The organism is Pseudomonas sp. FW300-N2A2 (genome assembly GCF_017351735.1).
Lineage (GTDB): Bacteria > Pseudomonadota > Gammaproteobacteria > Pseudomonadales > Pseudomonadaceae > Aquipseudomonas > Aquipseudomonas migulae.
Genome location: NZ_JACNDU010000009.1, coordinates 190,287 through 196,712, shown reverse-complemented (window position 1 = coordinate 196,712; position 6,426 = coordinate 190,287). Strand labels below are relative to the sequence as shown.

Genomic DNA, 6,426 nt, shown 5'->3' with positions numbered 1-6,426 from the left:
GCCAGGGATGGCCGATCGCGGCGGGCCCACGGAGCAGGACCGGAGCGAGGGCATGCCGAGCCTAGGCGAGGCACCGAACGAAAGGGGCAAGAGCCCTTTGGTTACTTTGGGGCTTTTCCAAAGTGACTCGCTGTAAGAGCGAAACCAATAGCCGCCCTCACCGAAGAAACGGATATGCCCCCATTGTTACGTTTCCTGCAAAGCTGAATCAGCCCCAGCCCCCTTTATCCATCACCACCAAGGACTAAACTTCAAGCATCAAAACCAACACCGAGCACACAAAAATGAAAACCCTGAGCACCCTGTTTCTGACCCTGATCGCCACCTCAGCCATGGCCGCCAGCGAACCCGCTGCCACCCCGTACGACCCGGCGCAACCGCTGGACATCGCCAAGGTGGTTTCCGTGACCGACACCGCAACCGCGTGCGACGTCGTGCCGGCAACCATGGTCTACATCGACCATCAGGGCCAGACCCATCGCGTGACCTACCAAGTCATGGGCAACTGCACAAGCAACCTGTAACACCAGGCATCACACGATCAGCCGTTTCGCCTGCAACGCCAAATCATGCAGGCCGGCCAAACGCGCCATGATCCGCTCGACCACCTCGACTCTGGCCACCGCACCGCTTTGCAATTCCCCCATCGAATGCAAAGCCACTCCAGCCTTTTCCAGCCCCAGACGGGTGGAGCCGGATAACTGCTGAATCCCTTGGCGTGCATGCTCCGCCGACTGTTCCAGCCCCGTGGCGATTTGCCGGATCTGCGCACTGGAGTCCGCAGCCTGACGCGAGAGATTGCGCACCTCATCGGCGACCACCGCAAACCCTCGGCCATGACTGCCCGCCCTCGCCGCCTCGATTGCCGCGTTGAGCGCCAGCAGATTGGTCTGACGGGCGATGTCCTGGATGCTGCCGACAATCGCACCGATGCGCATCGACTGACTGCCGAGCTCATCGAACACCTGATCCAGACGCTGCATGTAGAGGTTCAGGTCCTCCAGCACACTGGCCGAAGATTGCATGCTCTGCGCACTCGCCTTGACCCGATCGCCGGCCGTGCGCGCCAGTTGATTGGCAAAGCGCATGTCTTCCTCGGTTTGCAGCACCGACTCGGTCAATTGCTCCAGCTTGACCTGCAAGCCGATGTTGTAAGGCAGTTGTTCTTTTTCAATGGTCATAGCAGCGTCCAGGTGTAACTGAGGATCAGGCGGTTTTCGTCGATATCACTGCGGTAGTTGGAACGGGCCATCACGTTGCGCACCCGGATCCCGAGGCCTTTGAGGCTGCCGTTTTGCAGCACGTAGCCGAGGTCGAGATCACGCTCGCGATCCTTGCCCTCGAACCCTTGCCCTGTGTCGACGTTATTACCGGAAATGTAACGCACGGTGCTGGTCAGCCCCGGCACACCGAGGGCGGCGAAGTCGTAGTCGTAACGCGCCTGCCAGGAGCGTTCGTCGGTAAAGGCAAACTCGTAGGTCGGCACCTCGTTGCCCAGCGGCGAGATGTTGGCGAAGACACGCGGGAATGCGCTGTCACCGAACATCCCCTGATAACCGACATAAAACGTGTGACCACCGCGCTTGGCCGACAGCAGCGAGAAGAACGCCTGGTTATCGATGTTGCCCAACAGCTTCTTGCCGTCTTCGCGCGAATCGTAATAACCAAGGTTGGCGCCCAGGGTCCAGTCACCCATCGGCTGGCTGTGCTTGAGACCGAGAAAACGCTGGTTGTAGATATCTTCCAGTTGCCCGAACCAGGCGCTGACCGAGCTGCGTTTATCGTTGAAGGCGTAATCGGCGCCGGCAAAGTTGAAGCCATCACTGCTGACCTGGCGCTGCGGCACGTGGCCGAGCATGGCCTGCATTTTCTCGTCGCCCGCCTCGTTGCGCAGGCTGGTCGTGTTCAAGTGACCGCCTTGCAAGGTCAGGCCATTGATCTCATTGGAGCTGATGCTTGCACCTTGATAGCTGGGCGGCAGCAGGCGGATATCACTGAACGCCAGCACCGGCAGGTTGGGTTGCAACTCCCCGACCTTCAGCTCGGTTTTGGAGTAACGCACCTTCAGCGCAGCTTCGAGACGGCTGTAATCATCTGCCGCGCGCCCGTCATCCTTGACCGGCAGCAAACCGGTATTGACCCGATCCGGGCTGCTGTCGAGTTTGAGGCCGAGCAGGCCGATCACATCCACACCAAAACCGACAGGCCCTTGGGTGTAGCCGGATTTGACGTTAAGGATGAAGCCCTGCGCCCACTCTTCGGCCTTCGACTGTTTGTTCGCCCCGACGATGTCGGAGAAGTCCCGGCTGAAGTAGTAATTGCGTGCCTGCAAGGTGGCCGTGGTGTCTTCGATAAAGCCGCCCTCTGCCGCCATCGCACCGGTGGAGAAACCCGAGACGAGCGCCATGGACAACACGGAACCGGTTGTTGGAAGAATCTGTTTCATCGTTTTTTCTCTTATTTTTATTGATCGACAGTTGGAAGTGCTTCAGCCGCCGCGCTTTCGCGACGGGCGTTTAACAACACATGGGTGACCATGCCGAAAATCAGTCCCCAAAAAGCCGCGGACAAACCCAACAACGACATGCCCGAAGCGGTGGTGAGGAAGGTCACCAGCGCGGCTTCGCGATCACTCGGCACCGCCATTGCGCCGGCCAGTGCCCCGGCAATCGCGGCGAACAGCGCCAGCCCGGCCAGCGCCGCGATCAGCTCTTTGGGGAACGCCGAAAACAGCGAAACCAGGGTGGCGCCGAAGATGCCCAGCAGCAGGTAACACAGCCCGCCGACCACCCCGGCCACGTAGCGCTTGCCGGGGTTTTCATGGGCCTCGCGACCGGTACAAATGGCTGCGGTGATCGCCGCCAGATTCAGCCCGTGGCAACCGAACGGTGCCAACAGCGCCGTGCCCAACGCACTGCTGGCGATGATCGGGCCGGACGGCGTCGCGTAACCGCTGGCCCGCAACACCGCCATGCCGGGCACGAACTGGCCGGTCAGCGCCACCATCACCAACGGCAAGGCAATGTTCAGCGTCGCGCTGAGGCTGAACACGGGCGTGATCCACACCGGTGTGGCCAACCCGATCACCAGCGCTTCGCTGTGCAAATCACCGCCGAGAAACGCCATCGAGCAGCCCACCAGCAGCACCATCACCACCGCATAACGCGGCATCAGCCGTTTGCAGATCAGGTACGTGGCAAACATCGCCAGCACCAGCAACGGTTTGCCCTGCAACGAGACAAACAACCCGGTGCCGAAACTGAACAGAATCCCCGCCAGCATCGCCGCCGCAATCGCCGCCGGCAGTTTGCCGATGATCCGGTCAAACGCCCCCGACACCCCGACCAGGAAAATGATCAGGCTGCTGACCAGGTACGCGCCCACCGCCTCCGGCATCGAGATCCCCGGCAACAGCGCCACCAACAATGCCGAGCCCGGCGCCGACCACGCGATGATCACCGGCACGCGGTAACGCAGGCTCAAACCGATGCCGAGCACCGCGCTGCCGATGGAAATCGCCCAGACCCACGACGACAACACTTCCCGCGACAGGTGTGCGGTCTCGGCCGCCTGGAAAATAATCACCAACGGGCCGGCATAGGAAATCACCGTGGCGATAAATCCGGCGACGGCCGCCGACAGGGAAAAATCCCGGACAAACGTTTTCATGAAGCTTCGCCGACAGACCCGTCTGGCGAACCGTTGCGCAGGCCCGACAGCGCTTGCCTGTGACTGCGCTGACTGCTGATCGCAAACACGGTCATGGCAATCGCGGCCACCGCGCCGGGCAAGGCAAACGCCATGAAGTTGAGTTGCAGCGGCAGGCTGATCCCGAGCAATGCACCGCCCAGCAGCGGCCCGACAATCGCGCCGTTGCGTCCGATGCCCGAGGCCCAGCCCAGACCGGTCGAGCGAATGGTCATGGAGTAGAACTGCGCGGCGCAGGCGTACAACAGAATCTGCGAGCCGATGGTGGTGGCGCCGGCGATGGCGATCAGCAGGTACAGCAGCGGCATCGGGCTGTTGAAACCGAGCAAGGTGATCGACACGGCGGCCACGGCGAAGAACACCGCCAACACCCGCGGCAGATTCAGTTTGTCACCCAGCACGCCGCCACCGACCGCGCCGAAAATGGCGCCGAAGTTGAGCACCAGCAGGAACGACAGGCTCGAACCCAGGCTGTAACCGGCGTTGGCCATCAGTTTCGGCAGCCAGGAACTCAAGGCGTAAACCATCAGCAAGCAGCAGAAAAACGCCAGCCACAACATCAGCGTGCGCAGTGCGCGCCCCTCGCGAAACAGTTGCAGCACGGGGGTGCCGGTGCCCTTCACTTCGCTCATGTGCAGTTGATCGCCGGACTGCGCGACGTACTCCGGATCGACCCGTTGAAGAATGGCCCGCGCCTCTTCATTGCGTCCCTGACGCAGCATGAAACCCACCGACTCGGGCAGGAAGTACATGATCAGCGGCAATAACACCAACGGCAGCACCGCGACGTAAAACACCGACTGCCAGCCGAAGCTCGGGATCAGCACGATGCCCAGTCCCGCCGAGAGCATGCCGCCCACGGAGTAGCCGCTGAACATGATCGCCACCAGCGTGCTGCGGATCTTCTTCGGCGCGTACTCGTTCATCAGCGCCACGACGTTGGGCATCACCCCGCCGATACCCAGGCCAGCGATGAACCGGCACAGGCCGAACTCGGTGGGGTTGCGGGCAAAACCGTTGAGCACGGTAAAACCGCTGAAGAGCATCACGCAGATCGTGATGGCTTTCTTGCGGCCGATCTTGTCCGAGAGCGGGCCGAAAAACAGCGCGCCGAACATCATTCCAAACAATGCGTAACTTCCCAGCGCGCCGGCCTGCAAGGGACTGAGCCCCCACTCCTTCATCAGCATCGGCAGCACCACGCCGTAGATCACCAGATCGTAACCGTCGAAAATGATGATCAGGGCACACCAGAACAGCACCATCCAGTGGAAGCGGTTGAATCGAGCGTTGTCGATAACCTCATGTACGTCGATCTTGCGCATGGCATTCATCTCTTGTTGTTGTTTTATTCAGAACGTCGGTAAAGCGGCTAACGTCCCGTAAAGCCGAGGGTAAAGCTGCCAGGCGCGGGGCAATATCCGCTTTGCGCAGATCGCTATCCGTTTTGTGCAGGGCCCTGAAACGGGCGGGGGATGGGGCAATGGCGTGACAGGCTTTTGCTCTTCTCCGACAAACTGTCTTCTTTGCGAACGCATTTGAACGCTAAGCTTGGGCCTATGGATGACTCAGATTACTTACGCCTGCTGACCATTGCGGCCGAGCAAGCCAACGCGTTTCTTTCCAATGCCCGCAAATGGGAGCGTGAGCGTTGGGTGTGCCAGCGCCTGCTGCAAGGGCTGAACATTCCTTACCGCACCGACGAATTCGCGCCCGCCGGGGAGCCGCCGGACGTGCTGTTTCGCGAGGCGAATTTCGAAGTGTTTTTCGTGCTCGACGAAGGCCGGCGCCTCAACGATGAGTGGCGCGATGAACTGCAACGCCGACGCAGTGCGTTTTCGCTGAGTTCGCTGGTGCGTCGCGAAGCCAAACCCAGGCGCATTCCGGCCAATGAATTCCTGCTGAGACTGGCGCCGACCTTGCGCAAAAAAGCGCACAACTACAAAGAGCGCGGCATGGACCTGGGCGAACTGGACATCATCGCCTTCGCCAGCCTCAAGCGCGAAGTGCTCGACCTCAATAGCCATTTCCCGCCGCCCACCGAATACTTGCGTCAGGGCTGGCGCTCGTTGTCGCTGGTGGGGCCGACCTTCGCCCGTGTTTTATTTGCGCATCCCGATGCTCCGGATTTCCTGCGCAGCAACCTCGGTCGCAGCATCGTCTTTGATGTCGGGATCAGCCTGTGAGTCCGTTGCAGGAACTGATCGCTGAAGTCCCGCAAACCGGCCGCGTACGCTGGATCGGCGTGCGCCCGCAGCCACACGTGCCGATGATAGAACTGGAGGCCGTGGAGGCACGACTCGAGGCCGGGTTGACCGGCGATCGCGCCCGCCCCGGTGTGCGCAATGCGCGGCAGGTGACGCTGATTCAGTGGGAGCATCTGGCGGTGATCAACTCGCTGATGGGCCGCTCGGAAGATAATCCGCTGTTGCCTAATGATTTGCGGCGCAACCTCGTTATCAGTGGGATCAACCTGTTCAGCCTAAAGGGTCGCCGTTTCAAAATCGGCCAGGCGATTTTCGAAACCACCGGTTGGTGTCAGCCCTGCGCGCGCCTGCAAAACAACCTCGGCCCCGGCACCTTTCAGGCCGTTCGCGGACATGGCGGAATCACCGCCCGAGTGTTACAAAGTGGAATCATTCGCCTGGACGATACGGTCAGCGTCGAGCCTGTTCCAGCGAGCGGCTATGCTCCGTTCAATGCGGGCTGATGTGTTAC

6 protein-coding genes and 1 pseudogene are annotated in these 6,426 nt (G+C 60.8%); 3 read left to right on the top strand and 4 right to left on the bottom strand.

Features of this window, described 5'->3' with window-relative positions:
• Nucleotides 1-284 precede the first annotated feature (284 nt).
• Nucleotides 285-524 carry a DUF2790 domain-containing protein gene (locus J4E42_RS15035; RefSeq protein ID WP_008028718.1) on the top strand — a complete coding sequence of 80 codons (240 nt, stop codon included), beginning with the start codon at nt 285-287 and terminating at the stop codon, nt 522-524.
• 9 nt (nt 525-533) lie between these two features.
• Here the strand turns inward: J4E42_RS15035 and J4E42_RS29735 are convergent.
• The 4 genes and pseudogenes from J4E42_RS29735 to J4E42_RS15015 all read right to left on the bottom strand — a co-directional run.
• Nucleotides 534-935: pseudogene (locus tag J4E42_RS29735) on the bottom strand (methyl-accepting chemotaxis protein); the annotation flags it as partial.
• A 242-nt stretch (nt 936-1,177) separates the two neighbouring features.
• On the bottom strand, nt 1,178-2,446 hold the full coding sequence (locus J4E42_RS15025) for an OprD family porin (protein ID WP_207285532.1): 1,269 nt from the start codon (nt 2,444-2,446) through the stop codon (nt 1,178-1,180).
• Nucleotides 2,447-2,463: 17 nt separating this feature from the next.
• On the bottom strand, nt 2,464-3,669 hold the full coding sequence (locus tag J4E42_RS15020) for a benzoate/H(+) symporter BenE family transporter (RefSeq protein ID WP_207285531.1): 1,206 nt from the start codon (nt 3,667-3,669) through the stop codon (nt 2,464-2,466).
• The gene (locus J4E42_RS15015; protein WP_207285530.1) at nt 3,666-5,033 is read right to left on the bottom strand and encodes an aromatic acid/H+ symport family MFS transporter; all 1,368 of its coding nucleotides are present in this window, start codon (nt 5,031-5,033) and stop codon (nt 3,666-3,668) included. Before J4E42_RS15015 ends, J4E42_RS15020 begins: the two co-directional genes overlap by 4 nt.
• Before the next feature lie 234 nt (nt 5,034-5,267).
• Between J4E42_RS15015 and J4E42_RS15010 the strand changes: the two genes are divergently transcribed.
• Both J4E42_RS15010 and J4E42_RS15005 read left to right on the top strand, forming a co-directional pair.
• Nucleotides 5,268-5,894: a DUF1780 domain-containing protein gene (locus J4E42_RS15010; protein WP_032828736.1), complete on the top strand. Its 627-nt coding sequence runs from the start codon at nt 5,268-5,270 to the stop codon at nt 5,892-5,894.
• On the top strand, nt 5,891-6,418 hold the full coding sequence (locus J4E42_RS15005; RefSeq protein WP_008028728.1) for an MOSC domain-containing protein: 528 nt from the start codon (nt 5,891-5,893) through the stop codon (nt 6,416-6,418). The genes J4E42_RS15010 and J4E42_RS15005 overlap by 4 nt, the downstream gene beginning before the upstream one ends.
• Nucleotides 6,419-6,426 lie beyond the last annotated feature (8 nt).